Annotated in this window: 23 protein-coding genes, 6 pseudogenes and 1 other annotated feature; of the genes and pseudogenes, 14 read left to right on the top strand and 15 right to left on the bottom strand. The window is 52.3% G+C overall.

What is annotated here, in order from left to right:
- Window positions 1–3: 3 nt before the first annotated feature.
- From LKE90_RS08360 to LKE90_RS08335, 6 genes and pseudogenes are all read left to right on the top strand, one after another.
- Window positions 4–177 (top strand): annotated as a pseudogene (locus LKE90_RS08360) (IS5/IS1182 family transposase); the annotation flags it as partial.
- Between the two features lie 79 nt (window positions 178–256).
- Window positions 257–805: pseudogene (locus tag LKE90_RS08355) on the top strand (transposase); the annotation flags it as partial.
- 53 nt (window positions 806–858) lie between these two features.
- Window positions 859–1,611, top strand: coding sequence for an LLM class flavin-dependent oxidoreductase (locus tag LKE90_RS08350; RefSeq protein ID WP_367117410.1), 753 nt, complete (start codon window positions 859–861; stop codon window positions 1,609–1,611).
- Window positions 1,608–3,383, top strand: a complete 1,776-nt coding sequence (locus LKE90_RS08345; RefSeq protein ID WP_291494655.1) for an FAD-dependent monooxygenase — start codon at window positions 1,608–1,610, stop codon at window positions 3,381–3,383. Before LKE90_RS08350 ends, LKE90_RS08345 begins: the two co-directional genes overlap by 4 nt.
- Before the next feature lies 1 nt (window position 3,384).
- Window positions 3,385–5,238 carry an ABC transporter permease gene (locus tag LKE90_RS08340; RefSeq protein WP_291494656.1) on the top strand — a complete coding sequence of 618 codons (1,854 nt, stop codon included), beginning with the start codon at window positions 3,385–3,387 and terminating at the stop codon, window positions 5,236–5,238.
- A gap of 45 nt (window positions 5,239–5,283) precedes the next feature.
- Entirely contained in the window at window positions 5,284–5,799 is a 516-nt protein-coding gene (locus LKE90_RS08335; protein WP_367117422.1) for an efflux RND transporter permease subunit, read from the top strand.
- A 290-nt stretch (window positions 5,800–6,089) separates the two neighbouring features.
- Here the strand turns inward: LKE90_RS08335 and arsC are convergent.
- The 3 genes and pseudogenes from arsC to LKE90_RS08320 form a co-directional block, all read right to left on the bottom strand.
- Window positions 6,090–6,383 (bottom strand): annotated as a pseudogene (arsC, locus tag LKE90_RS08330) (arsenate reductase (glutaredoxin)); the annotation flags it as partial.
- Window positions 6,380–6,733: an ArsR/SmtB family transcription factor gene (locus LKE90_RS08325; protein WP_291494692.1), complete on the bottom strand. Its 354-nt coding sequence runs from the start codon at window positions 6,731–6,733 to the stop codon at window positions 6,380–6,382. The gene LKE90_RS08325 and the pseudogene arsC, both read right to left, overlap by 4 nt.
- Before the next feature lie 77 nt (window positions 6,734–6,810).
- Window positions 6,811–7,506, bottom strand: a complete 696-nt coding sequence (locus LKE90_RS08320) for a VIT1/CCC1 transporter family protein (protein ID WP_291494657.1) — start codon at window positions 7,504–7,506, stop codon at window positions 6,811–6,813.
- 228 nt (window positions 7,507–7,734) lie between these two features.
- Between LKE90_RS08320 and LKE90_RS08315 the strand changes: the two are divergent.
- A pseudogene (locus LKE90_RS08315) lies at window positions 7,735–7,980 on the top strand (transposase); the annotation flags it as partial.
- Here LKE90_RS08315 and LKE90_RS08310 read toward each other — a convergent pair.
- Window positions 7,955–8,291 (bottom strand): annotated as a pseudogene (locus tag LKE90_RS08310) (transposase); the annotation flags it as partial. The pseudogenes LKE90_RS08315 and LKE90_RS08310 overlap by 26 nt on opposite strands.
- Window positions 8,292–8,587: 296 nt before the next feature.
- On the opposite strand from LKE90_RS08310, the gene LKE90_RS08305 reads away from it, so the two are divergent.
- Window positions 8,588–9,226, top strand: coding sequence for an HPP family protein (locus tag LKE90_RS08305; RefSeq protein WP_291501421.1), 639 nt, complete (start codon window positions 8,588–8,590; stop codon window positions 9,224–9,226).
- A 33-nt stretch (window positions 9,227–9,259) separates the two neighbouring features.
- Here the strand turns inward: LKE90_RS08305 and LKE90_RS16475 are convergent, their stop codons facing one another.
- From LKE90_RS16475 to LKE90_RS08295, 3 genes are all read right to left on the bottom strand, one after another.
- Complete coding sequence (locus LKE90_RS16475; RefSeq protein WP_367117421.1) at window positions 9,260–9,565, bottom strand: helix-turn-helix domain-containing protein; 306 nt, start codon at window positions 9,563–9,565, stop codon at window positions 9,260–9,262.
- 237 nt (window positions 9,566–9,802) lie between these two features.
- Window positions 9,803–10,882 carry an IS5 family transposase gene (locus tag LKE90_RS08300; protein WP_011252003.1) on the bottom strand — a complete coding sequence of 360 codons (1,080 nt, stop codon included), beginning with the start codon at window positions 10,880–10,882 and terminating at the stop codon, window positions 9,803–9,805.
- A 370-nt stretch (window positions 10,883–11,252) separates the two neighbouring features.
- Entirely contained in the window at window positions 11,253–11,831 is a 579-nt protein-coding gene (locus tag LKE90_RS08295; protein WP_291501420.1) for a DUF488 domain-containing protein, read from the bottom strand.
- 35 nt (window positions 11,832–11,866) lie between these two features.
- Between LKE90_RS08295 and LKE90_RS08290 the strand changes: the two genes are divergently transcribed.
- Complete coding sequence (locus LKE90_RS08290; RefSeq protein ID WP_291501419.1) at window positions 11,867–12,082, top strand: DUF2945 domain-containing protein; 216 nt, start codon at window positions 11,867–11,869, stop codon at window positions 12,080–12,082.
- A gap of 13 nt (window positions 12,083–12,095) precedes the next feature.
- Here LKE90_RS08290 and LKE90_RS08285 read toward each other — a convergent pair whose 3' ends face one another.
- From LKE90_RS08285 to LKE90_RS08270, 4 genes and pseudogenes are all read right to left on the bottom strand, one after another.
- Window positions 12,096–12,368, bottom strand: coding sequence for a DUF1971 domain-containing protein (locus LKE90_RS08285; RefSeq protein ID WP_291501418.1), 273 nt, complete (start codon window positions 12,366–12,368; stop codon window positions 12,096–12,098).
- Window positions 12,365–12,754, bottom strand: coding sequence for a PAS domain-containing protein (locus LKE90_RS08280; protein ID WP_291501417.1), 390 nt, complete (start codon window positions 12,752–12,754; stop codon window positions 12,365–12,367). Before LKE90_RS08280 ends, LKE90_RS08285 begins: the two co-directional genes overlap by 4 nt.
- A gap of 61 nt (window positions 12,755–12,815) precedes the next feature.
- Window positions 12,816–13,181, bottom strand: coding sequence for a DUF488 domain-containing protein (locus tag LKE90_RS08275; protein ID WP_291501416.1), 366 nt, complete (start codon window positions 13,179–13,181; stop codon window positions 12,816–12,818).
- 6 nt (window positions 13,182–13,187) lie between these two features.
- Window positions 13,188–14,405, bottom strand: a pseudogene (locus LKE90_RS08270) (cbb3-type cytochrome c oxidase subunit I); the annotation flags it as partial.
- A gap of 98 nt (window positions 14,406–14,503) precedes the next feature.
- On the opposite strand from LKE90_RS08270, the gene LKE90_RS08265 reads away from it, so the two are divergent.
- The gene (locus LKE90_RS08265) at window positions 14,504–15,583 is read left to right on the top strand and encodes an IS5 family transposase (RefSeq protein WP_011252003.1); all 1,080 of its coding nucleotides are present in this window, start codon (window positions 14,504–14,506) and stop codon (window positions 15,581–15,583) included.
- A gap of 106 nt (window positions 15,584–15,689) precedes the next feature.
- Here the strand turns inward: LKE90_RS08265 and LKE90_RS08260 are convergent, their stop codons facing one another.
- Window positions 15,690–16,259 (bottom strand): hypothetical protein, encoded by a 570-nt coding sequence (locus LKE90_RS08260; protein ID WP_408737094.1) that lies wholly within the window; start codon window positions 16,257–16,259, stop codon window positions 15,690–15,692.
- Between the two features lie 185 nt (window positions 16,260–16,444).
- Window positions 16,445–17,761 carry a globin domain-containing protein gene (locus LKE90_RS08255; RefSeq protein WP_291501414.1) on the bottom strand — a complete coding sequence of 439 codons (1,317 nt, stop codon included), beginning with the start codon at window positions 17,759–17,761 and terminating at the stop codon, window positions 16,445–16,447.
- Between the two features lie 88 nt (window positions 17,762–17,849).
- Between LKE90_RS08255 and LKE90_RS08250 the strand changes: the two genes are divergently transcribed.
- From LKE90_RS08250 to LKE90_RS08240, 3 genes are all read left to right on the top strand, one after another.
- Window positions 17,850–18,302, top strand: coding sequence for an Rrf2 family transcriptional regulator (locus LKE90_RS08250; protein ID WP_291501413.1), 453 nt, complete (start codon window positions 17,850–17,852; stop codon window positions 18,300–18,302).
- A gap of 1 nt (window position 18,303) precedes the next feature.
- Complete coding sequence (locus LKE90_RS08245; protein ID WP_291501412.1) at window positions 18,304–18,798, top strand: DinB family protein; 495 nt, start codon at window positions 18,304–18,306, stop codon at window positions 18,796–18,798.
- Window positions 18,799–19,203: 405 nt separating this feature from the next.
- Window positions 19,204–21,675, top strand: coding sequence for a heavy metal translocating P-type ATPase (locus LKE90_RS08240; protein ID WP_291501411.1), 2,472 nt, complete (start codon window positions 19,204–19,206; stop codon window positions 21,673–21,675).
- A 2-nt stretch (window positions 21,676–21,677) separates the two neighbouring features.
- Here the strand turns inward: LKE90_RS08240 and LKE90_RS08235 are convergent, their stop codons facing one another.
- Complete coding sequence (locus LKE90_RS08235) at window positions 21,678–22,616, bottom strand: chloride channel protein (protein WP_291501410.1); 939 nt, start codon at window positions 22,614–22,616, stop codon at window positions 21,678–21,680.
- On the opposite strand from LKE90_RS08235, the gene LKE90_RS08230 reads away from it, so the two are divergent.
- Window positions 22,536–23,746 (top strand): IS3 family transposase gene (locus LKE90_RS08230; protein ID WP_291501409.1). Its coding sequence is split into 2 segments (ribosomal slippage): window positions 22,536–22,821 and window positions 22,821–23,746, totalling 1,212 coding nucleotides; the frame shifts between segments, so codons are not numbered across the junction. The genes LKE90_RS08235 and LKE90_RS08230 overlap by 81 nt on opposite strands.
- Window positions 22,814–22,930: a sequence feature (AL1L pseudoknot), on the top strand. (Overlaps the previous gene by 117 nt.)
- 36 nt (window positions 23,747–23,782) lie before the next feature.
- Here LKE90_RS08230 and LKE90_RS08225 read toward each other — a convergent pair.
- The gene (locus tag LKE90_RS08225) at window positions 23,783–24,307 is read right to left on the bottom strand and encodes a chloride channel protein (protein ID WP_291501408.1); all 525 of its coding nucleotides are present in this window, start codon (window positions 24,305–24,307) and stop codon (window positions 23,783–23,785) included.
- Between the last annotated feature and the right edge of the window lie 38 nt (window positions 24,308–24,345).

Genomic DNA, 24,345 nt, shown 5'->3' with positions numbered 1-24,345 from the left:
CGCAATAGAACGATGCAGCGGGAAACCGACTTCGCTCTTTACAGTGAACGGAACCTTGTCGAGCGGTTCTTTAATAAACTCAAGCAGTTCCGCGCCATCGTAACGCGCTACGATAAACTGAAATCAACTTTCGTCGCAGCCGTTCAGTTCGCCTCAATCATTATTCTGCTTAACTGACGACGCGCCGTAGGCCTTGTCTAGCAGGCTGTCGGGTTGGGGTACGCCCTGAAGCGGAGAGGCTGTAGAGTGACGCGATGATCCGCAGGCATTGCCCGAAGAACTTGCCCGCCGGGAGACGTTGAAAGCGAAGCTGGATGAGGCGTGCGCCCGACTGGAAGTCGATGCGGCACAGGCCGAGGCGGCGCGACCGGGCGCCCCAATCGCCCGATGAGGAACCAGCACTCGAGAGACAGATCAGTCTGACCGATCCCGAAAGCCGCCTCATGCGGCGCTCGGACGCCCATGAATTCGGGCAGGCTTACAATGCCCAGGCCGTGGTCTGCGCCGAAGGCAGCCAGTTGATCGTGACAACCGGCGTTGTCGCCACATCAGCAGACGCGCCATTCTTTGCCGACACGGTGCTGTCGATGGAAGACACGATCGGTCTCCCAAAAACGGTACTCGCCGACACGGGTTACGCCAGCGGCCAGGCGGTGCGGGAATTACAGGAAAGGGTATCGATCCGCTGGTAGCCATCGGACGGCCTTGCGCCCGCAGGCTTTATGATTTTCGGCCGCCTCCTGAAGACAGGGAACCTCGTCGGATAATCGAACCGAGGCGGCTCGCCATGAAAGAGAGACTGGAAATCAGAGAAGCCGGAGACGGTCGGCTGAATATGTTTCCCTCTTCGAGCAAGAATTGAGGGCTGTCGAGCAATTTGATTACGAAGGGGAGTTTTATCGAGTGCGGGGCGCACGTTCCTCCGTGCATCCCATTCAAAGGCCTCGACCAGTGTTTCAAGCTGCTGGTAGTTCTCCTGAAGGGTTTGCTTTTGCAATGGCCCACGCTGATCTTTGGGCCTATCGCGCTCTGGGATTAGAGCAAATTGGGACTGAACTGGAACGGGCACGGCTGGCGGCCAGAGGCCTGGGTCGCACAATTGCGGGGTGGGCAGGGGGGTATAACGTCATTCTGGCTAAAACCGATGAGGCGGCATGGGATTTAGCCCGAGAAACGGCAGACTTTGTTGCTAACTACATCCGTTTGCGCCAACAAGAGGATCCTTCCTTCAGACCTTTCTCTTATGGTGATGCAAAAGCGTTTGAATTGGCGGCTGATAGCCGTGAAGAAGGTCAATTCCGACCTGAGCGGGCACTGTATACAAGACTGTCTGCCCTGACGGGGCATGGACCTAGCTTGGTAGGCACCCCTGATTCTGTCGCCGATTATTTGACAGACCATTATCGACTGGGTGTTTCAGCAATTACGCTTGGCGGACTGAGCGAACTTTACGGAAAAGATGGTGAGGAACTGCTTGACCCATCCACGCAGGAACTGCGCCGCGCTCTAGTCCGGACACTACGCGAACGGACTACGCAGGTGGATGTAGAGGCAGCACGTAATCCTGCCCTGGTTGATCATCCCCGTGCGATTGCGGAGGCTAATGCGTGAGCACGCCCTTGCACCGCAGGCCGGTTCCCGGTGCAACTGTACCGGGTAATGCGGCAATAACAGAGCTGCCGCATCTCAGGCTACCGCAACATAGTCCAGTGCTGGTTGTGGGGGGTGGACCTGTGGGGCTTGCTCTTGCCCTTGAACTCTCTCTACGTGGGGTTGGGGTATTCCTGATCGAACGGGAGACAGAAATTGCGCATGATCACGTCCGTGCCCGGAGCTTTAACCGAAGGCTTGTCGAGCATTTGCATCGTTGGGGTGTGTGGGAGGAATTGACAAAACGCTGGACTGTACCGCCAGAGTGGGTTGGCCCTCCGGTTGTTCGGACATCTCTCGTCGGGCATGATTTGGTGGCTTCTACGACCTCATCATCTGAGTTGGATAGTGATGAAACTATCTTCTCAATGGCTCAACGGCTTGGTCGGCCACAATATGTCTTGCGTAGTGTGCTGGCAGAGGAAGCAGTCCGCCAAGGAGCCGTTATTGCCGGAGGTTATGAGGCCGTCGGTGTAGATGAAAACACCTCGGGTGGAGCAGTCGTCCGTATCCGGGATCTGGCTACGGGTGTTGAATATCAGGTCGCAGCAGATTTTGTGGTAGCGGCGGATGGCTCGACAAGCTCAGTGCGTCGCAGTGCGGGCATTACTCGTTCTGGAATTAACTCGACAGAAAAATTTTATAATGTCGCTGTGAAGGTTCCCCATGTTTTTGAAACTCTAGGCACTCCGCCACGCGCTAACAATATCATTTACAATAAAGGATTTACGAATCTTTTTAGCCTGTTTGACGATGTACGCTGGGGGTTTCCAGTTGGCCCGTTTCCTGTCGGCTCCAAGCATTCGGCCGAAGATTTTGTTGCCTATGCAAAGAATGCAATTGGATCTGATATTCCCGTCGAATTTGAATCAGCAGGTCCTTACCTTGTCGGCACACGTATCGCTGATCGTTTTCAGATCGGTCGGGTTTTTGTGGCAGGGGATGCTGCGCATGTACGTCCGCCAGGGGGAAATCTGGCTGAGGGTATTGGTGATGTTGCAAACTTTGGGTGGAAGATAGCTGCAGTCTTGAATGGATATGCAGGTCCTGACCTTTTAGACTCTTACGATCAGGAGCGCCGTCCTCATGCCCTGCGGGTCGCCCAGCATGCTTATAATGCAAGCCGTTATCGCACTGAGATAGCAGACTACATTAAGGGTATGGCAATCCCAGATGACTGCGATCATGGCGAGGCAGCCCAGCAGGCTAGAGCAAACATTACCCGCTTTTTGGAACAGAAAAAGGGGTGGCACAATGCCATTGGCGTAGAGTTTGATGAACGTTATGACGCGTCCTCGATCAACCTGTACCGCGATAGCCAGCATGATCATGAACGTGCCTGGGATCCCTTCGTTTACGAAGATATTCTGTTACCCGGACACCGTTTCCCTGGGGCGGTAGGCAAGCAGTCCGTAGAACTTATTTACGGAAAGACAAACAGTCACTTCACACTTGTAAGTCCAGAAATCCTACCTGCGTCTGTAAAGAGCCAATGGCAGCAGGAAGCAAAGAGTATCGGCGTTGTTCTTGATATAATTGTTGAACCCGCATTGCACGATGCACTGGCAAGTTCAGAGGCCCTTGAAGCCGTTCTGGTCCGTCCGGACCAGAAAATTTCGTGTCGCTGCGATCCAAAAAAGGTGCGGCCTCGTGAAATATTACATCATGCTCTTGGGTATAACATAAAATACTCAGCCTCTGTTTTCCATAATACTTTGCAGGATGGGTCGTGAAATGGCAAACTCAGGACAAAGATTGCTTGTCAGAAGAAATGACAGCAGCTTTCAAATGCTGCTTGCTGTTGTTTATCTGTTGCTTGGAATTCTCGTTCTGTGGCCATTGATGATGATCCTTTATGGTTCATGCCATTCAGGGTCTCCACTCAGTGGCAATGCACACTGGACCTTCGATGGCTATCGCAGATTATGGCAGACACTTCTGTCTAACGGGTTATTCTGGAAATCAGCATTACTCTCTGCACTGGTGGCCGCACTTGGAATTCCGGGGGCTATAGCGCTTGCGTTCATTCATGCTCGCACCGATGCCCCACTTAAACAGGTAATTCCGACACTTGTTGTCATTTCGATGAATATCTCGGTTCTGTTTTATTCCATTTCATACGGGCTTTTTGGAAATGGTTTTAATGGTCTGCTTAATATCGCATGGAGGCATGTCAGTGGTAGCCATGCCGCGCTGTTCGAAACTGAATCCTGGGCGGGTATAATTTTTGTCGGAGCCATCTGCACGGCCGCCCATGTCTATCTGTTTTTGATCGACTCTTTCCGTTCTTTCGATGGGCGCCTGCAAGAAGCAGCACTGGTTTGCGGTGCCTCGCGCTTCCGTTCGGAAATAAACATTGCCCTGCCGCTTTTGCTCCCGGTGCTTTCCAGTGTGATCCTTGTCGGGCTGATCGGGGGTCTTCAGCAGTATGAAAGTGTCGTTGTATTGGGGAAATATGACCCTTCCATCACTATTATTGGCCGAAAGATCGCAGATCTGATTACCGCACCCAAGCCTGATTATGCACTTTCAAGCACGCTAGGGGTATTCCTGATCGGTTTGGTGCTTCTTGCAGCCTGGGGCCAACATCGTCTTTTGCAAAATCGCGATTTTACCGTTGTTACCGGCAAGGCGGGGGCGAAACAAATTGCACGTCTGGGCCCTTGGCGCTGGGTGGGAACTGCTGTTGTCCTTCTTTTTGGGCTAGTGGCTGTTATCTTCCCGTTTGCCACCATTGTCATCGCATCACTTCAGAGTTTTCCAGGTCGGTTTGATCGGTTGTCTCTCGATGGTTATGCTGCTGTGCTGGCGAACCCGATCCTGCCACAAGTACTCATTACAACGACACTGATTGCTGTCGTGACTGGCATTGCTTCTGCGGGCACTGCTTTTGCGGTTGTTTACCTGGCAGTTCGTATCGGTGGCAGACAGGGTAGCATCTTGCGCACGATCACTCTTCTATCTCTTGGTCTGCCAGGGGTTGCCGGAGTGATTGCGACATTATGGGCTTATGTCTCTGTTCCAGGACTGCGTAGTCTTTACGGTACGACATGGGTGATGGTGGCTGCATTGACTGCAGGCAGCCTGACAAGTTCTGTCCAGATTGTTCATGGGGCACTTGTTCAGATTTCGCGAGATCTTGAAGAAGCATCTCTCATTGCGGGTAGAGACCGCTTACAAACAGTGTTTCGTATCACCATGCCGTTGCTATTGCCTACCCTCAAGTCAGCCGCATTTCTCGTCGGCACACTCGTAACCGGCAATCTGGCGGTGCCTCAACTCCTGTCTGCCGCAGATACACGAACACTCGCCCTCTTTAGCTATAGTCTGTATACGGGCGGCCACCAAACCCAGGCTGCAGTGCTTCTGGTTGTATGGGTTGGTTTTGTGCTGTCTCTTATCATCACATGGAATATCGCATCGTCATTGTTTCGGGTTCTCGTTTTTGTTCTTCGGCAGAAAAACAGTTCCAGCTACCAGTCGGATAAAAAAGCGTCTGGAGTCTCAGCCTTTGTGGTCGGCGTCAGGCCCTCCACAAATCCTCTTGAAAGACCTGTCTCGGTACAAACGCAAGGAGCTTCACGATGAGTGTTCTCACGATCGAACAGGTGCGCAAGCAGCTTGGTGGCCGCGATGTGCTGCGAGGGATCGATCTGCATATTGCCGAGGGGGACCCGGTCTATCTCCGGCATGTTCATGGTGTTCCTGACCGCGCCGTTGGGGCTGATCGGAACTGTTCCGACCCTGCTGATCTTCCATCAGCCGTTCGGCTTCAACGCGATCCTGGGGCTGATCGGCTTGTCGGGCATCCTGATGCGCAACACGCTGATCCTGATCGGACAGATCAAGGTCAATCAGGCGGCGGGGCTCGATCCGTTCCATTCGGTGGTCGAGGCGACCGTGCAGCGTGCCCGTCCGGTTATCCTGACGGCCCTGGCGGCGGTGCTGGCCTTCATCCCGCTGACGGAATCGGTGTTCTGGGGATCGCTGGCCTATACGCTGATCGGCGGCACGGCGGCCGGAACCGGGCTGATCCTGATGTTCCTGCCAGCGCTTTATGCGATCTGGTATCACATAAAGCCGACGAACGAGCCTGACGGCGGCGATCCTGAGGTGGCGAAGGGATTCACGGGGTCTGCGCAGGTGTAAGGAGCGCCTTCAGCGCTCCCTACGTCCCGAAAAAAATATAAGGACGCGTCGAAGATGCAGCTCGATCGGCTCACCAAAGGCATGTTGATCCCGTTTGGAGGGGATCGTGCCGTCAGCGTGCCGGCCGGCCTGGCGAATGAATTTCGGGCCGGCCGGCACGCTGGTCGTATGCCAGATCGACGGGGCGTTGCTTCATATACCGGCAGATATTCGCAACGCAGTGCGCGACGATATTTCTGCGTCTTCGGTAGTCTTCAAGGCGTTGGCGACTAAAATCTTCATAATGGCGACGTTGCGACGATCGGCCTGTTGATCAGGATCGGATGCGCCATCATGGCGTCGATCAGCGCGTCATCGCTCAGGGTCGGATTATCCAGGCCGAGTTCGTGAAAGGGCGTGCCCTTTTCTCGCAGGACCGAGCGTACCGGAACGCCCATACGGGCGATCAGATCGACCAGTTCGGCCCGGTTCGGCTGCGTTTTCAGATATTCGATGATCCGGGGTTCTTCGCCGCTGTTGCGGATCAGGGCAAGCGTATTGCGCGACGTGCCGCAGGCCGGGTTGTGGTAGATCGTGATGGTCATGAGCAGGATTCCGGGGACGGACAGCAGGAGGACAGGGTCGCGACCAGGGGCGTGCAGAGTTCCGGGCTGCCTGCACAGCAGTCCCTGACAAGGAAAAGCATCAGGTCCCGCAGGCGCGGCAGACAGGCGCGATAGATGATCAGCCGACTGTGGCGCTGCGAGGTCAGCAGGCCCGCGCGCGTCAGGGTGGCGAGATGGGTCGAGATCGTGTTTTGCGGGACATCAAGATACCGCGCGACCTCGCCCGCAGGCAGGCCGTCCGGTTCGTGGCGCACCAGCAGGCGGAAAATCTCCAGCCGAGTGGACTGTGACAGGGCGCTTAGGGCAGCGAGGGCAGATTCTGTATCTATAAATCGACGATTATAGATATATTGGATGAAGTCAAGACTATAGAGGACATGCACCGTTCAGAGCTTGCAACGCGGTGTCACACGCCGAACAGACGGCCGATTCCGCCCGTGACGATCATCGCAACAATACCCCAGAACGTCACACGCAGTGCTGGGCGCAGAGGCGCCGCGCCGCCGGCAATCGCGCCAACGACGCCCAGAACAGCGAGAACCACGACGGACGTCAGGGACACGCCCCAGGACACCCACGCCAGAGGGGTCAGAACCGCCGCCAGCACGGGCAGCAATGCCCCAGATGAAAAGGCGGTTGCCGAGGCGAATGCCGCCTGTATGGGTCTTGCCGCCGTGGCCTCGGACAGACCCAGTTCATCCCTTGCATGGGCGCCAAGCGCATCATGTTTCATGAGAGAGACGGCGACCTTGCGTGAGAGATCTTCATCCAGACCTCTTTTTTGATAGATCCTAGCCAGTTCGGCAACTTCCCCCTCCCAATCCGTTGCCAGCTCCTGTTTTTCACGGGCAACGTCGGCGTGTTCGGAATCCGCCTGGGAACTGACCGAGACATACTCGCCTGCCGCCATGGACAGGGCTCCCGCGACAAGCGCAGACAGTCCCGCGATGAGAATGTTGCCGTGTGTCGCATGAGAACTGGCAACGCCGACGATGAGGCTGCCGGTCGACAGCGTTCCGTCATTGGCACCGAGAACAGCTGCACGTAGCCATCCCAGTTTCTCGACAGCATGACGTTCAGTCAGAGGATGGAGACGTGACATAAAAAAACCTACTGCTTCTGGTAAATACAAACCAGATTTAGGACCCTCTTTTTGTTTCGGCAATAGATATTTTATTCTGATATTGCGAGTTATTTTCAATATTATTTGTATATTTATAAAAGTGGGTATTAAGGACAGGACGTTTTTTTGAGTGATCTGTGTTTTGATTTTCTATGTTTATGATGAGCAACAGAACAGAAAGAAGGGAATGTTGCAGCGAAATTCCCAGCGACATCGTTGCAAGAACCCTGCTATCCGACCATCTTCATGAGTGGGAGTCGGGTCGATATCCGCAGTGACGGAACTGCCTCGAACAAGACCGCCTTCGTGGTGTTAGCGATCCTGCCAGACGACACGCGGGACAGTCTGAGGCTGTGTTTCCAGGCAAACGAAGGAACCAAATTCTATACAGCCTCCTTCATATCCAAGCCGGAGATAGCTACGCACCAAATACCTCGATCTGGCAGTTCGTAATCTTGCCCGCAGAACCTGTATACTGCCGCCCCACACCGCCGGATGGATAGCTTTTCTTCAGAAATCCAGTGTTATCAATGACCAGCATCCCATCTTCAATGCCCAAACCCGCGATCACATAGTCCCTGACGATATCACGAACGACATCAACGTCCCACTTCGACAACCAACAAGCGCTAGTTGCGGTCACGGACCTGCATCATCTGCGGCTTCCGGACGTAACCGTCCTGTCTTACGTGGCTCATTGTCAATAAGAACATCAATAAAGCACATGCAGAAGACGCAACAGGCTTCTGAGTAAATAGCGGCATAATCGGCTCCTTTGCAGCACGGAACTCCAACGCTCATCATTCCAGCGTTTATTCAACTAACGTGTCACCAATTATCATAGCGTGAATTACGGTGATCCATAGATTCAGAATCTCATCATAAAATGCTATTATATTACTAGCTTTGTGATTAAATGTGGCATAGATTCACGCACCGCTACGGTTCGATCATATGAATCGATGAAATCCCGCAATCAAGAGATGTTTTGCATTTACATTTTTTGAACACCAGAGTATTCTGCACGTTATCTTGATTTAAGCAAAGTAGTGGATACAATATGAGTCATTTTATTTCATTACGTGCTTCTATTAGCGGGTTTGTTGGTATAATAGCATCTTATTCTGCCGGGTTTATCTTAATGCCAATTGAAAGTGCCGCCATTATTGCACCTATGGGTGCATCGGCCGTCCTTGCATTCGGTGTTCCAGCCAGTCCTTTAGCAACACCTCGAGCTGTGATTTTAGGAAATGTTCTTTCAGCAACGATTGGCGTCATAGTTTCGCTTATTCTCGATGTACCACTTCTTATCGCCTGCGCTCTTTCAGTAGGACTCGCAATCGCTGCAATGAACGCCTCAAAATCACTTCATCCTCCTGGAGGAGCGTCGGCACTCACAGCAACGCTCCTCCATCCTGGCAATCATGATCTTACGACTGGTTTCTTATTTCCTTTTGTGCCAGTCGGCCTGAATGCCGTCGCTTTGACCATTGCCGCCATTGCTTATCATCGGATTACTGGTCATACGTATCCACATCGTCCTCAGGACATCGGAGCTTCCACGGTAATTCAAAGTTATTTTACACGGGAAGATATTTACAAGGCGTTGCAATCAATGCCCGATACGCTTGATGTCGAACCCGGTGACATTGAACAATTATTAACCATCATTGATAAAAATAAATACGACTTAAAATAATACATTTTTATTCCATATTTTATCTTTTAATCATTAAGCCCTAATGTGTCCGCAAAGACTAATTAACTGAGCATAATTTAAAATCGTTATTTCCGAACCGTTTACTTCTAAAATTTCACCACGAAACCGTGTTATAATACGGGATAAATTTTCAGGTGTTATGCAAAGCTCCGCTGCCACTAGAGATTTGCTATGCGGAAGTACGACTTTTTTCCTATTGTCCTGTATAATGGAAAGTTTCACAAGATAACAGAACAAGCGCTGTGAACCACTACAATGATAATTAGAACTCGTCTGACTAGTATTATTCCTAAATTGTTTTGCAACATATTCCAGCATAATACGTGCGAACGATGAATCAAGAGAACACAATGCGTCTATAATATTTGTATCAATTTGAGCATCGTCGCTGCTGAGGCACAATAAGCTTCCAGAAGATAAGGTGGAGGGTTCGAAAAACCTTTGATTGACTTCTCTTGTGCCTGATTTCAGGTTTTTAGCGTGTTGACTGCTGCTTCCCTGGTCTAACTTTTACTCTGGGTTTTGAGCAGAGCGATGGTTTCCTGCTCTGGATTGCTACGCGGCGGCGTTAATCCGCTCCAAGAGGAGAAAGCGGCGCATATTATAGACGATATTGGCCAGCCCGACCCTCATGGTGGCCCGCGTTATGCCTACGGTTCGGACGAACAGCCCCGTCTGTGATTTCTGATCGGCAAAGACATGCTCGACACGCGACCGGATAACGGACTTTCCTGCGTTGGATCTCTGGATATGGCGTGGCATAGGCTTGAGATGCGGCTTTTTCCTGTGAACCTTCGAGACAAAGCCCTGCTTTTCCATGAAGTCCTCATTGGCTTTTGAGCGGTAGGCTGTGTCTGCCCAGACCGTTGAAGCTGTATTGCTTTTATCAAGCAGGCCCTCCCTCAATCGCGCGCCATCACTGGCGGCGGCATCTGTCGTCTTCCATTTGCGGATCAGCCGAAATTTCCGGTCGATGGAGATGTGCGATTTATAGCCAAAGAACGGGATGGCCAGATCTGTTGCAGGGATACTCCCGTCCTCCTGTCGCTTCGCTTTCGTGAACTTCAGGGTCCAGCGCGCATGCCTGTCCTTGTGGGACAGCTTTGACGGCTTGTCCTGCCAGTCCTGAGGGATCCGTCCTTCACGCAGATCCGCCTTCTCCGCATTGGTATTGCGCTGCTTCGGAGCCGCTACCAGCGTGGCATCCAGGATCTGGCCTGACATCGGCAGATAACCAGCGTTACGCAGGGTTGCGTCAAAGCGATTGAACAGACCACCAATCGCACCAGCCTGGGTCAGACGCTCTCGAAACAGCCATACCGTTCTGGCATCAGGTACACGGTCCGACAGCCCCAGACCTAAAAAGCGCATGAAGGAGAGACGGTCGTTGATCAGGTATTCCGTCCGTTCATCGGACAGATTGTTGAGTGTCTGGATCACCAGGATCTTGAACATCAGCACCGGATCAAACGGTGGACGCCCGCCTTTGCTCCCGTCTGAATAGGCCAGTGCCTTGTCCAGTTCCGGGCGGAACACCTCAAAATCCACAGTCCGGGAAAACGCTTCAAGCTGGTCGCCAAGACCGCTTAACCGAGCAAGCCGCTCTTCAACGTCAAAAAATCCCGCCTGTTTCATAGCGCCATTCCTCCAACCAGAACCAGAAAAATGGAATCACAGCGTAGGCCTCAATACCAAGAGGTTTTTAGAACCCTCCAGGTTGTCGTGTTACGACCGCTGCAGGAAGAAGAAAGTCACCAGTTATCATACTCATAACAGTGATATTTTCTTTCTTTTCTGGATGCGGACTCCTTAAGTGTATGACGCCATCAAACACAATCCATAAACTTTTAGGTTTATCGTTTTTTTAAACAAAATTACACCGGGGGCAAACATCGTTCTTTTCACAGATGACAAAAGCAGACGTTTTTCATGCTTTGAAACACCATCAAAGAGTCTCAGAACACTGAACATTTCTTCGGGGTCCGATGGAATATTCTGATTTTTATTATGACTTCTCATCATTTTGGACACATACGGACTCTGGAAGAGGATATGTTAAACAACCTGTTGGTGCGACAACAGCACCAGGCGTAAGAACACCTTCCTGCGTATTCGTCAACGACAGGATATGGATCACCGTCAAACCTTTAGAAAGAAGGTAATCTGAAATAATGCGCCGATGACACCGCCACCAGAGAACCTCTGCGCACGTTAAAACAACCGTTTCATATCGGCTCGCTTCGATTAAAGTTGCTAGACCATTCTGAAATTTATCGCTTAAAGCATAGTCGGCATAATTATGAAAACTTTGCACACGCCAGAATGCATTAATCGTAGGTGCAACGGTTCTGGACCGCGGACGTCTCCCGCCTAACTCCGGAAAATGACGATAAATAACGTTTACTTTCCCAAGCGCTTCAGGCAGGACATTACCATTGTAATCCCGATTACGTCTAGAATACGGAAACGCACGAACATCCGCCACGAATGTAATATGATAATGACAAATAAGTGTTATAAACTCGTCAAGGGAATGCGTAGAGTGACCAATCGTATAAATCGTCTTACATTTAACCTTGGTCATTTTACAGTGTCTTCGGTTGCATAAGGAAAATTACCATGTCTTCACAAACCTTCAGAATTGGCGACATTGTTTCATGGAACTCTGAAGCCGGTTATGTCACAGGTAAAATTACGAAAATTCACACATCACCATTTCTCGTCAATGGGTATCATCATCATGCGTCAGGCCAGGAACCTCAATACGAGATTGTCAGCCAGAAAACTGGGCATATAGCATTTCACAAAGCGTCGGCCCTACAGCTACAGATGTAAGTGTTCATATACTTCACAAAGAATGAACTGGATCAGAATCGTAAAACTCCAGTTTTAGCCGGACCAAACCAGATAATTTTAGGTAATGCGTCTGCTCCGGTTTGATAAGGCCTGGTTCACAAGATGTCAGATGCCTGACTTCTCCAGTGTCAACGTACACGAGCGTCGCAGTTCCTTCCAGAATACGGATAACTGCCCATACGCCAGCCTTCGTGGCATGACGCTGACGCAGACCTGCGGGAAGGGTTATCGCATTGAATTCCGACGTAATACGATACGGTTTCATGGCTGCTTCCTGATATCACGAAAAACAACCTTTATCGCATCGATATTTCCACTATGGTTTTTTATGATATCCATATTGAATACAACAACAATCTGCGAACCATTCCGTCTTAAAGCCGGCACGGTGAGTGTACGATCTGAATTAAAACCTGTTGCTCCCTGCTCCACGACATAAGACCAACCTTTCCAGTGCCGTTCACGTAATTTTTCCGGTATAATCAGATCAAGTGACTTCCCAATAGCTTCCTCTGCCGCAAAGCCAAACATCTGAACTGCGTTGTCATCCCACAACTCGATGATGCCTGAGCGATGGACCCGGACAATCGCATCGTCACAAATAATGGGAGAATTCTTTTGATCTGTCTTAACAAAACTTAAATTCGGCATGGAACATAATTCCTAAAAACGTGATAACGGACGAATACTTTTTATACGTTAGCGTCAATACCTATATGTCCTGCTCATCCAGAAATTTCTGGAGAACAAGAGCGTGATTATGAAGCGGATCATGCGCAGCATAAAGAAGAGTGATCCTCCCTTTTTTCATAAGATTCTCAAGTTTTTTGATGTCGGAATTTCCTTCAGAAAGCTCATGACGATACCTCAGTTTGAATTCATCCCAGTGAGCCGGGTCATGAGCAAACCAGTGTCGAAGATCGGGGCTTGGGGCAGCATTCTTTAACCAATAATCCATTTTAACATCTGATTTGTGCAACCCTCGAGGCCACAATCGATCCACAAGAACACGAACGCCATCTATTTCCGAAGGCAGATCGTAAACTCGTTTTATCCGAACGTCGTGTCGAGATTTCATGACAGACTAATCCTTTTTGGTGTCCAGAGACACACTCCTAAAAAGTCTTTGTGTCCATAGCGGGTAAAGCGGATACAATTTGATGATAAAATCACCACTCATGACCAAAGCACCACCTGCAAAGACAACATCACCAGGCAGGCGCATCCATTGCCAGAACAATGTCGTATTATAGAATGCAGCACTCCGTGCATAAGCGTAACCATGCTCGTAAACAGCCAGGAGCTGCGACCAGCCAACGGGGAAGAAATTCAGAACAGTCCAGAGAATGAGGCCTGCATTGTATAGCCAGAATGCCCAGATCCCTGGTCGCTCGGAAAACGTTTTCTCACCGGCATGGATATAGCGCAGACAGAAGTAAATCAGACCAATTGCCAGTTCACCAAAGGCGCCAAACAAAGATGCATGTGCATGATTTAACGTTAAAAATGTACCATGTTCATAATAGTTGACCAATGGCGCATTCAGGATACCTCCTCCATAAACGCCCGCACCAACAAAATTCCAGAAAGCAGCGCCAATAATGTACATATAGCCAACGCGATACTGGAAATCTCCGTGAGCATTGATCAGACGATAATGATGAATACCCTCCATGATGAGCAGAACCAGTGGAAGCACCTCAATAAACGAAAACATTGTTCCAAATGGGATCCAGATACTGGGTTCTCCTGCCCAATATAAATGGTGTCCAGTACCAATCACCCCACCAAGAAAGACGAGAATGACTTCAAAATACATTCCGCGCTCGGCCAGCTTTCGTGACACCAGCCCTGTTGCCATAAGAGTCCATGCCGTCATGGTTGCAGCAAAAAACTCAAACGATTGCTCAACCCACAGATGAACGACCCACCACCTCCAGAAATCAGCCAGTGTAAAAGATTTCTCGATTCCTGTCAGAGGCACCATTCCACAGACGTACAACAGGGCAATATTTACTGTTGAGGCCCAGATCAGGTGTTCAAGCCGGATACGACCTGTCCAGAAATCACGAGCAGCATCTATCCAGCCAGGCACTGTTGGCCAGAGAGCGCGCATGACAAGCGCACTCCACACGATTAAACCTGCAAAGAAACCAATCTGCCAGAACCGACCAAGTTGGATGTAAGAGAGCCCCTGATTGCCGAACCAAAACCAGTTTGTATCTATCGCTCCCATAATACCGAGATAGTCTCCGACGAGACCGCCAACCACAACAAATGCCGTAACCCAGAATAGAGCATCGACAAGCCATCCCTGACCTGGAGGGTTCTAAAAACCTCTTGGTATTGAGGCCTACGCTGTGATTCCATTTTTCTGGTTCTGGTTGGAGGAATGGCGCTATGAAACAGGCGGGATTTTTTGACGTTGAAGAGCGGCTTGCTCGGTTAAGCGGTCTTGGCGACCAGCTTGAAGCGTTTTCCCGGACTGTGGATTTTGAGGTGTTCCGCCCGGAACTGGACAAGGCACTGGCCTATTCAGACGGGAGCAAAGGCGGGCGTCCACCGTTTGATCCGGTGCTGATGTTCAAGATCCTGGTGATCCAGACACTCAACAATCTGTCCGATGAACGGACGGAATACCTGATCAACGACCGTCTCTCCTTCATGCGCTTTTTAGGTCTGGGGCTGTCGGACCGTGTACCTGATGCCAGAACGGTATGGCTGTTTCGAGAGCGTCTGACCCAGGCTGGTGCGATTGGTGGTCTGTTCAATCGCTTTGACGCAACCCTGCGTAACGCTGGTTATCTGCCGATGTCAGGCCAGATCCTGGATGCCACGCTGGTAGCGGCTCCGAAGCAGCGCAATACCAATGCGGAGAAGGCGGATCTGCGTGAAGGACGGATCCCTCAGGACTGGCAGGACAAGCCGTCAAAGCTGTCCCACAAGGACAGGCATGCGCGCTGGACCCTGAAGTTCACGAAAGCGAAGCGACAGGAGGACGGGAGTATCCCTGCAACAGATCTGGCCATCCCGTTCTTTGGCTATAAATCGCACATCTCCATCGACCGGAAATTTCGGCTGATCCGCAAATGGAAGACGACAGATGCCGCCGCCAGTGATGGCGCGCGATTGAGGGAGGGCCTGCTTGATAAAAGCAATACAGCTTCAACGGTCTGGGCAGACACAGCCTACCGCTCAAAAGCCAATGAGGACTTCATGGAAAAGCAGGGCTTTGTCTCGAAGGTTCACAGGAAAAAGCCGCATCTCAAGCCTATGCCACGCCATATCCAGAGATCCAACGCAGGAAAGTCCGTTATCCGGTCGCGTGTCGAGCATGTCTTTGCCGATCAGAAATCACAGACGGGGCTGTTCGTCCGAACCGTAGGCATAACGCGGGCCACCATGAGGGTCGGGCTGGCCAATATCGTCTATAATATGCGCCGCTTTCTCCTCTTGGAGCGGATTAACGCCGCCGCGTAGCAATCCAGAGCAGGAAACCATCGCTCTGCTCAAAACCCAGAGTAAAAGTTAGACCAGGGAAGCAGCAGTCAACACGCTAAAAACCTGAAATCAGGCACAAGAGAAGTCAATCAAAGGTTTTTCGAACCCTCCAGGTCTCACCGGGGCGATGCGCCACAGTCGTCAAAGCTGAATACATGAGAAAATCGGCTGTTTTTAACGCAAGCGCTGGCGTGAGAGCCTTTGTCGCATTCCAGCCGGAAGAGCGGTCTGTCCTGAGAAACGACGCCGCTGTTTCATCACGTATTTTTACAAAAGCGTGGGATACGGCATCGGGTAACACAACCGTGTCTTGTGTCAGATCGATGCCACGAAGATCCTCACGCATATGGGTTGTCGCAACCGTCTGCTTTTCCGGAGACAGATGAGAAAAGGTCTTCTCTCCGACATCGTGTGCATAATTTTCCCGTGTTGAAAGCGCAATATTTTTTAGTAAGGATGCTGTGTAATCTTCTCCATAATACGAGCCCATACCATACAGACTGCCATAATCCATCAGGTCTGCTTTCTGAAACCCGCCTTTACCAGCGATAATGTCATCTGCAGTCATGATGACATCCCCGGACCGGGAAACAAATCTCTGAGGCTGAGGTGGAACACCCTGATATGTCCTGAGTGTTGTCCAGAACAGCAGCATCGCGGTAGCAAACCCGACAACAAGTAAAACCCATTTCAGGACAGTGCTGACAGGATCCCTGTCAGCACGACTGACTAATGACGTCTTGGACATCCTGAACGGACTTTCTGGCTAAAAGTTTAAGAAAACAGAAAAAAGAGCGACCAGACGACCCCCTCCTTTCTGAGAAGGTCGTCTGACAGGTTTCAGATCACCAGAGCCGGATCAGATGCGGAGCCAAAAATCTCATAGCGGATTTGAGAGCCTGACAACTGCTCATTACGCAAAGTTTCAATCATGTCGCGCATGAAAGAATCCGGGCCACAGATGTAATAGGTCGCTGCGTGATCAAGGTTTTTGCGCAGCCAATCTTGTGTAATGTGACCTGAATGAACCGTAATACCCACAGAAGAGACAGCTTCTGGTATTGTTCCCTTGCTACCTGTCAAATGACTGAGTGTTCTATGCAACCATCCTGATGAAACAACATTGGATTGCGCAACAGGCTGTCCTGGAAGATTTCCCGCAGGAACATTGCCTTTTGCAAAAAAGAACTCAGCTGTCAGTTTTCCTGCAGTCGCCAGAGACGTCACAAAAGGCACAAACGCTGCCAGATCAACTGTTTCGGCTCCCAGAACATAATGTATTTTACGACCAGGATGTGTTGCGACAAGATCTTCAAGCATAGAGATCAGCGGCGTGAGACCAACGCCTGCCGCCAGAAGAACGACTGGGGCATGACTGGCGTCATCCAGAAAAAAATCACCCGCTGGATTAGCGGCCTGAAGAATGTCACCGACCTGCACACTGTCGTGAAGCCACGTTGAGACTACCCCCTGATCATGACGCTTGACAGTAATACGGTAATGATCGGCCCCAGGTGCTGAAGAAATACTGTAATTACGTCGTTGTGACCCGTGACCCGGAATATCAAGTTTGAAGCTCAGATATTGGCCGGCCTTATGATGAAAAAGCGGCTTTCCATCGACTGGAACCAGATCAAACGAAGTAATGAAAGGCGTTTCTTTGTGCCGTGCTCGGACCGTGAATTCACGCCACCCCTTCCAGCCTCCAGGAGCATGTTCGTGCTCGTCATAGATCTGTTTTTCTCGACCGATCAGGACATCTGCCAGAAACCAGTAAGCCTTACCCCATGCATCAATAATTTCCGGAGTCGCCGCATCGCCGAGAACGTGCTTGATAGCACCGATCAACGCGTCTGCAACGAAAGGATAATGCTCAGGCAAAATGTTCAGGCCAACATGCTTTTCGGCAATGCGCTCGACCATGCCGCTCAGCTTTCCAAGATCATTGATATGCTCGGCATATGCGAGAACGGCCAGAGCCAGTGCTTTGGGCTGCTCCAGATCTCCCTGATGCGAAAGATTAAAAAGATCCCGGATTTCCGGCTGTGACAGAAGGCGTTTGTACATCTCTTCCGTAATTGCAAGACCGTGCGTTTTGAGTGCAGGAACTGTTGCAACAACGAGAGCACGTGTTTTTTCGTCGAGTGGGGTGGACATAGTGCTTGGATCCTTTAAGGTTTATGGGCCGTATACCTTTTGTGTCGGGCATCTTGGAAAATCTGTCAAGTGGATGCATTCTGTAGATATGAAACTTAATTTGCAGACCGATTATGCGCTCCGCGCACTGATCTTCCTTGGCGCACGGACTGACCGATTGTCTTCCATTCGGGAGATTGCTGAAAGCTACAGGATTTCTGAAGCTCACATGGTCAAAGTGATTCATCGTCTAGGTAAAGGTGGCTTTATTGAAACCCTGCGTGGTCGCAACGGCGGTATCCGTTTAGGGAGGCTGGCTGAGACAATACGCATTGGTGCAGTCGTAAGCTATATGGAAGAAGACATGAGCTTGCTTGATTGTCTCAACGACAAAACTGACGAGAGAGCGGGTTCATGCATTCTTATGCCCTCATGTCGACTGCGAGGGGTTCTGTCGGAAACAATGCAGGCGATGATGGCGGTTCTCGACCGCTACACTCTGGCTGATGTGATTACACCGTTTGAATGTGAACGACTCACCAGAAATGAAACGAAGGATTAATATGTCAGGATTAATGGAATACAAGAAATGGATGGATGAAAATCTGATTACATGCCTTCTGAATGCAGAGAAGTCAGGTGATCAGGAGATCGTCGAAAAAATCCTGTTCTGGCTAGCGCATATTAATATTGTCGACGAGATTTTCCGCGCACACCTAACGAAAACCAAACACGTTTATTCAAAAACTGTAGTTGATAAACTACCTTCAGTGTCCGAACTGATCACAAATGTTTACAATACAGACAATTGGCTGATAAATTACGAGAGAAATCTGTCTGAACATGATCGACAGGCAGTATTTGACTTCATATACACCGATGGAGAAACTGGTCAGCTGACCGCACAAGGCATTCTGATCCACCTTCTTACGCATGGTCTATATCACATAAGTGTCGTTGATGACAGAATCAGCAAGTGCGGATACGATGTCAACGGAATCCTGTTCACCACTCATGTGAAACACACAAAAAAGAGCATGAAAACACCCCACAAATAAATGATACTCTTTAATGCCTGATGAATGCTTTAGCTTCATAGCTTAAAAACAAGGTTTTGCTTCTATTTCTCTGCGACCAGAAGATTGGTATAAAGACAATCTGTTCAAAACACGCCATGGTGTGCAGGAGGTTATGACGCAATAGTTCTGATCATATTATAATGTATGGCAAACCCACCATAGGAGAAACCACAGATCAACACCAAATAAAAATATAAGGCAATTACCTGAAATTTCCTTCAAATCTCTATTAAAAATAATGAAGGATTTATCACTTAACGTAATTTCTATCGAATTTATGTTCGTTCAAGTTTTCTGCCATGCCGATAATAAAAAATTGTAGCAGAAAAACGACACGTCTGTAGACATGAGAATATTTAACGCTCTCGTTCAGGACAAAAACCAATGCCGACGGACCCATCAGCCATCATGAAAACACGCGATCCCGTATGCGGCATGACGGTTGATCCGGCTACCAGCCGGTTCAAGAGCGAGCATAACGGGCACAGCTATTCATTCTGCAGCGCGCACTGCCAGAAGAAGTTTGAGGCCGATCCGGCCTCCTTCATCAAGGCTGACAGCACGCCTCCCACGATGTGGACGTGTCCCATGCACCCCGAGATCAGGGAAGCGCATCCCGGCAAATGCCCCAAATGCGGCATGACGCTGGAACCTGTGAAGGAAGTGCAGGAAAAGGCGGCGCCCATGCAGGGCATGAACTGCCATCATGAACCCCAACAGCCTTCCTCCGCCGAACAGGACAAGCCGGGGATGATCTGGACCTGCCCGATGCATCCGCAGATCCGGCAGGATCATCCGGGGAACTGTCCGCTCTGTGGCATGGCGTTGGAGCCGGAGGAACCGACGGGAGCAGAGACCGAAAACCCCGAACTGCATGATTTCAGACGTCGTCTGATCGTCTCCGTGTTTCTCGCCGTTCCACTGATGCTCATCGCCATGGGTGGGGATGTCGGTCTCCACCTTGTTCCGGGCTCATGGTCTTCCTGGGTTCAGCTTGCGCTGACCACTCCGATTGTCTGCTGGGCGGGGCTGCCTTTCTTCCAGCGAGGACTCGCCTCACTGCGGACCGGTCACTTCAACATGTTCACGCTGATCATGTTCGGCGTCGGCGCCGCGTTTGGCTACAGTCTGGCCGCGACGCTTGCGCCGGGTGCGTTCCCGGCCAGTTTCAGGATGCCCGACGGAGCCCTGCCGGTCTATTATGAGGCGGCGGGCGTGGTCGTTGCGCTGGTTCTGCTGGGACAGGTTCTGGAACTCCGGGCACGTGCGGCCACCGGTAACGCTATCCGCGCCCTGCTGGATCTCACACCAAAACAGGCTCACCGCATCGGAGAGAACGGGCAGCCGACAGACATAGCTGTGGACGCTGTCGTGGTCGGAGATCGACTGCGGGTGCTGCCCGGAGAGTCGATCCCTGTCGACGGCAGGGTCCTCGACGGCACGTCCAGCGTTGACGAAGCCATGATTACCGGGGAGCCAGCACCCGTTGTCAAAAAGATCGGCAGCACGGTGACCGGCGGTACAATCAACGGCAATGGCAGCCTCGAAATCGAAGCGCAGGCCGTCGGCAGCGATACCATGCTGGCGCGGATCGTGAAGATGGTCGCCTCCGCCCAGCGCAGCCGCGCGCCCATCCAGGCCGTGGCCGACCGGGTCGCCGGATGGTTTGTCCCCCTGGTGCTGGCCATTTCCGTGCTGACTTTCATAGTATGGTACGCCGTCGGGCCGGCTCCGCGCTTCGGGCATGCTCTTCTGAATGCCATCTCGGTGCTGATCATTGCCTGTCCCTGTGCGCTTGGGCTGGCCACGCCCATGTCAATCATGGTCGGCACGGGACGGGGCGCACGCGAGGGCGTTCTGGTCCGCAATGCCGAAGCGCTTCAGGCGCTCGACAGGGTGGATACGCTGGTTGTGGACAAGACCGGCACGCTGACGGAAGGCCACCCGAAGCTCATCGCCGTTGAGGTGGCCACCGGATGGCAGGAAAACGATGTGCTGCGTTATGCCGCCTCTGTGGAGACACGCTCCCAGCATCCTCTGGCGCAGGCTATCGTTCAGGGCCTGAAAGACCGCCATGGGGAGCCTGGCGCTCTTACCCATTTCGCGTCGCAGCCGGGACTGGGCGTGAGCGGCAGCGTTGAGGGCCATGCCGTCGTCGTGGGCAATGCCGAGTGTCTGAAGCAGGCCGGCGCTGATGTGTCCCCTGTTGAAGCTAGCGCGACGGTGCATCGTGAAGCCGGAGCCGGGGTGATGTTCGTGGCGGTAGACGGCAGGCTCGCCGGACTGATCGCCGTGGCGGACCCTCTGCGCGCGGATACGCGGGCCTCTCTTGCGGCGCTCCACGCCGATGGTCTGCGGATCATCATGCTCACGGGTGACAGCGAAGCGACGGCGAAGGCTGTGGCGGCGCAGGCGGGAAATATCGCGGAAGTCCATGCCGGTCTGAAGCCACAGGACAAGGCCGACATCGTCAAACACCTGACGGCGCAGGGCGCACATGTCGCGATGACGGGCGATGGCGTAAACGATGCTCCAGCTCTTGCGGCCGCATCCGTCGGGATCGCGATGGGAACCGGCACCGACGTGGCGATCGAAAGCGCCGGGATCACTCTGGCGCATGGCAGTCTGGAAGCACTGGTCAGGGCGAGACGGCTCGCCCATGCGACCATGCGCAACATCCGGCAGAACCTGGCTTTTTCTTTCCTGTTCAACGGGATCGGCATTCCGATCGCCGCCGGTGTGCTCTACCCGATCTGCGGACTTCTTCTTTCCCCGGTTATCGGCGGCGCGGCCATGGCTCTGTCGTCCGTGACGGTTGTCACCAACGCGCTTCGGCTTGGTCGGGGGAAAGACTGACCCTAGCGTTTTTCGGCTGCGGCGCGGGTGCGTAATGCCTCATAAATCGGCGCTTCCCCCATGCCGTCGGCCACGAACATCGCGGCAAAACTGCCCGAAAGCAGCGGAAGCAGCAGACTGGGCGTATCGGTCATTTCCGTCACAAGAATGATCCCGGTCAAAGGTGCCCGCACCGCTCCCGCAAACATCGCCGCCATACCGACCACAACAAAGGGTGTGGTCCGCCCCGCCAGCGTGGGTGCCAGAACATGGGCCAGATCTCCGCAACCCAGTCCTGCCAGCGCCCCCAGAGCCAGCATGGGAGCGAAGAGGCCACCCGGCGTTGCTGCGGCATAGGAAATCGAGCCAAAGACCAGACGCAGGACATACAGTCCTGGCAGGACTGTCCAGATCAGCGTGCCGTCGATGGCGTTTTGCGTGATCCAGTCGCCTCCACCGGCAAGGTGAGGTGTAAGCCAAACGATCAGCCCACCGATAGCGCCAATAACCGCAGCCCGAATTTCCACGCCAATGGTCATCCGTTCAGCCCGCCGTAACGTGGCCAGAACTGTCCGGTTGTAAACGACAGAGAGCAGGCCAACTACAAGTCCTGTCAGCAAAAACAGCAACTGCGTTGAAACGCTGATGACCAAGGGGCTATCGACCACCACGAAATCAGGATGACCGCCCAGCAACGCGCGGGCAACAAGAATGGCGGACACGGAAGCGCCGAGCGCGGAACAGGCGGTGCGCGCTTCGAATTTGCCGACCAGCTCTTCCAGAACAAAGATCGCGCCAGCGCCCGGCGCATTGAACGCCGTCGCCAGTGAATTGCCCCGGGTTTTGTGGAGACAGAACGACCCGTAAGGTAAGAAGAATTCATGAGCAACAAATCGAAGCGTTTTCCGCCTGAATTTCGCGAGCGTGCAGCCCGCATGGTTCTGGAGGAAGAGAAGAACCATCCATCACGCTGGTCCGCGGTGATGATGATAGCGCCAAAGCTGGATATTCATCCTGACACGCTGTCAAAATGGACCCGTCTGCATGAACGTGCCAATGCGCCTGCGGTGAGTGAACTGCCAGATCGAGAGAAGATCAGGCAACTGGAGCGAGAGAACCGCGAACTGCGGCAGGCCAATGAAATCCTGCGCAAGGCGTCGGCATATTTTGCCCAGGCGGAACTCGACCGCCGGTTCAGGCCATGACACGCTTCATTGAGGAGCATCGGCAGACATATGGTGTCGGGTCAATCTGCAGGGTTCTGTCGATTGCACCATCTGTCTATTATGCTTATCGGGCGAGACAGAAAAATCCCTGTGTGCGCAGCCAGAAAGACAAAGAACTGTATCATGAAATCCGCAGGGTCTGGACCGATAATTTCTGTGTCTATGGAGCGCGCAAAGTCTGGCATCAGCTCAGACGTGAAGGTCTGGATGTCGCCCGCTGCACGGTAGAGCGGCTGATGCGCCGGATGGGACTGAAAGGCGTCATTCGTGGCAAGGGGATCAGAACCACACGGCCCGATCCGGCACGGCCCTGTCCACGGGATCTGGTGCAGCGCCAGTTTCATGCCCCAGCCCCCAACAGGCTCTGGGTTTCGGATTTTACTTACGTTTCCACATGGCAGGGCTTTGTTTATGTGGCCTTCATCATTGATGTATTCGCACGGGTTATTGTGGGCTGGCGCGTCTCGTCCACTGCCCATACCGACTTCGTACTGGATGCTCTCGAGCAGGCTCTGTGCCAGAGGCGGCCTGAGGGAAAAGTGACCCACCATTCCGACCGCGGCTGTCAATATGTGTCCATTCGCTACACGCAAAGACTGGCTGAAGCCGGACTGGTCGCCTCTGTCGGCAGTGTCGGAGATTCCTATGATAACGCCCTGGCGGAGACCATTAACGGGCTTTACAAAACCGAACTCATCTATCGGCAGGGGCCATGGAAAAACAGGGAAGCGGTTGAACTGGCAACACTTAAATGGGTCGACTGGTTCAACAATCGACGGATCCTGTCCTCCATTGGAAACATCCCCCCAGCAGAAGCTGAGGCACGCTTTTATGCACAACAGAAATCACATGCATTAGCTGCGTAGTTCAGATAAAAACGTCTCCACAAAACCCGGGGCAATTCACAGTCCCGCTCCGGCGCCAGCCGCCAGCAATGACCGGCAATCCGCCGGTCCCAGCCGTAACAGCCGGCCGATCGTATTGGCGGCCGTCGCGCCCATCTGCACACTCGGTCCTTCACGCCCCAGCGCCAGTCCCCCGCCGATGGCCAGCAATCCTCCGATGAACTTGACCGGGATCAGGCCGATGGAAGCAGGTGTTGCAAGTCCGGCCAGAACGGCCTCGACATGAGGGATCCCGCTTCCAGAAGCCAGAGGTGCCAGTCGTTTGACCATCCAAGCCGCGATGAAAGCCGTGATGCTGCCGATCGCAATCATTATCAGACCGGCGGAAAACGGGTGCAGGGCATCAAGCGCCAGCGCCGTTCTCAACCCCGCAGCATGTTCAAGTAACAGCCGGAATGTTCCACAGACCGTTCCGACAACGACACCTGTCAGAATGGAAAGAAGGGAAAGCACAGTGAGACTGCTTGGCGGTTGGGTCGCCACCGCTTGCTGTGTTTCGTCACAATGAATGGTGTCTGACATCACCCTGTTACCACATTATCATCGCTGCAAACTCGACG

Origin of the sequence: Acetobacter sp. (genome assembly GCF_022483985.1) — a bacterium.
Taxonomy (GTDB): Bacteria; Pseudomonadota; Alphaproteobacteria; order Acetobacterales; family Acetobacteraceae; genus Acetobacter.
Note: the sequence above shows the minus strand (reverse complement) of the source record. Positions and strands in the feature narration are given on the sequence as shown.